1 protein-coding gene and 1 tRNA gene are annotated in these 2,322 nt (G+C 44.1%); one reads left to right on the top strand and one right to left on the bottom strand.

Features of this window, described 5'->3' with window-relative positions; all coding sequences use genetic code 11:
• Position 1: 1 nt before the first annotated feature.
• Positions 2-77 (top strand) — tRNA-Asn (locus tag R7F07_RS24600).
• Positions 78-324: 247 nt separating this feature from the next.
• Here R7F07_RS24600 and R7F07_RS24595 read toward each other — a convergent pair.
• On the bottom strand, positions 325-1,761 hold the full coding sequence (locus tag R7F07_RS24595; protein WP_017635617.1) for an NAD-dependent succinate-semialdehyde dehydrogenase: 1,437 nt from the start codon (positions 1,759-1,761) through the stop codon (positions 325-327).
• Positions 1,762-2,322 lie beyond the last annotated feature (561 nt).

Genomic DNA, 2,322 nt, shown 5'->3' with positions numbered 1-2,322 from the left:
TTCCTCCTTAGCTCAGTTGGTAGAGCGACGGACTGTTAATCCGCAGGTCGCTGGTTCGAGCCCAGCAGGAGGAGCCATATTAGAAGAAGCCGCATCACTTGATGCGGCTTTTTTGTATTAGTTTAAAGCTAAGCTCTCTCCTACTACCCACGAAATAACATAAGCGCTTTGATTATTAAAAACCGCTTACCGCAAGCTAACTATCAACTCACTAAGTAACCAGAAAATATTAACCACAAACGCGCGTGGCAAATGGTATGCCTTTCAACTAAAAAAAAGCTAGGTAAAAACCTAGCTTTTTAATTCAATCGGCCATCTCTGAAATCAGCTTAAACCACCAAGACAAATATACTTTGTCTCCAGATATTCATCGAGTCCTTGCTTAGCACCTTCCCGTCCAACACCCGACTCTTTAACTCCACCAAATGGAGCCACTTCAGTAGAGATGATCCCTTCATTCACTCCAACCATGCCGTACTCTAAACCTTCACTAAAAGTCACAATACGCTTCAAGCTATTCGTATAGAAATAGCAAGCCAAACCATATTCTGTATCGTTCGCCATTTCGAGAACTTGATAATCATTTTCAAAGGTAACAATAGGCAACACAGGTCCGAATAGCTCTTGCTGAACAATCGACATATTCTGCGTCACACTATCCAAAAGAACGGGCTCCATAAAGCGACCAGGCCGTCTCTGTGGAGAGTTAGCAATAGAGGCTCCTTCTTGTACAGCTTGATCGATCACCGCCTCTAGTCGATGCTTAGAGGCCATCGTAATAACAGGACCTAATGTGACACCTTTCTCTAAACCATTTCCAAGCTTTAATTTGCTTAACTTCGACAATACTTTATCAATAAAAGCTTGTTTTACATTTTTATGAACATATAGCCGATTGGTACAAACACATGTTTGCCCTGCATTACGGAACTTCGACGCGACAAGCCCTTCCGCAGCCTCATCTAAGTCTGCATCTTCAAACACGATGAAAGGCGCATTACCACCCAACTCCATCGACACCGCCTTGACTGAATCACTGGCTTGCTTCATCAAAATTTTCCCAACGCGCGTAGACCCCGTAAAAGAGATCTTCTGAATCCTAGGATCAGTACTTAGTACTTGACCAAACTCAGCAGCCTGCTCCGACACCACGACAGAAAGCAGTTCTTTAGGGATACCAGCCTGATAAGCTAATTCAACAACAGCAATTGCAGTGAGAGGGGTAAGCTCTGATGGCTTGATCAACATGCCACAACCTGCCGCTAGGGCTGGTGCTGCTTTTCTTGTAATCATCGCAATAGGGAAGTTCCAAGGTGTAATTGCAGCGCATACTCCCACAGGCTGGCGAATTGCAGATAGACGTCTATCTGTCGTGGGGGCAGGAATAACTTCGCCATAAGCACGTTTTGCTTCTTCTGAGAACCACTCGACAAAAGAGGCACCATACATCACTTCCCCTTTGCTCTCAGCTAAAGGTTTACCCTGCTCTAAGGTAATAATCGTGGCTATGTCTTCTGCATTATCAAGAAGTAGTTGATACCACCCCCTCAAACGACGAGAGCGCTCTTTGGCACTTAATTTAGCCCAACGGACTTGCTCCGTTTTGCACTGACCAATGAGATCATCTAACTCATCAAGAGTACTAGGCTTTAACCGAATTAACTCTTGCTCAGTTGCAGGGTTGATGACCACAATTCCCTCTTCGGAAGACCATTGCTTAAATACAGATTTCAGCGTTTCATTTTTTATTTGTTGCATCATCAAACATACTCCTCAAGAACTCCTCTTAGGTTAATCGCTACTAGCAAGTTCAGCAAAGAAAACAAAGTTTTCTAAAAGGCATTAATTTTCGGAAGACTTAGCTCTCTTCCTCACTATATTTCGGGAAATTGCGTAATCCACGCAACGACGGTCCCGCTCTAAACATGGAAGCAATGAATGTTTGAGAAATAAGATGTAGAAAATTATTGTTTAAGAGAGACGCTAACAAAACGCGCAGTGAGGAAGACTATTCATTCTACTACGGTTGAGGGCGAGTGTTATAAAGACTCATTGTTCAAATGACCAATCTTTCAACGAGGACATAATACAAACTCGGAGTAATTGGAAGTGCAGGCAGCAGGCCCATCTTCCTGAGAAACTCATGTGCCAAAAGGGTAAAGAAAGTCGTATTGTCTCGCCTTCAATGTGTAAATACATTTCTAGGGGACACGACCAAACGAAAAAGCCCCAGTCTTTCGACTGGGGCTTAATATAAGTGGCGGAGTGGACGGGACTCGAACCCGCGACCCCCGGCGTGACAGGCCGGTATTCTAACCAACT

Origin of the sequence: Vibrio sp. YT-16, from assembly GCF_033337405.1 — a bacterium.
Lineage (GTDB): Bacteria > Pseudomonadota > Gammaproteobacteria > Enterobacterales > Vibrionaceae > Vibrio > Vibrio alginolyticus.
This window is presented reverse-complemented; position numbering and strand designations above follow the sequence as displayed.

Coding starts and splice junctions, on each gene's coding strand:
- R7F07_RS24595 (WP_017635617.1), bottom strand. CDS start 1,761: ATGATGCAACAAATAAAAAATGAAACGCTGAAATCTGTATTTAAGCAA.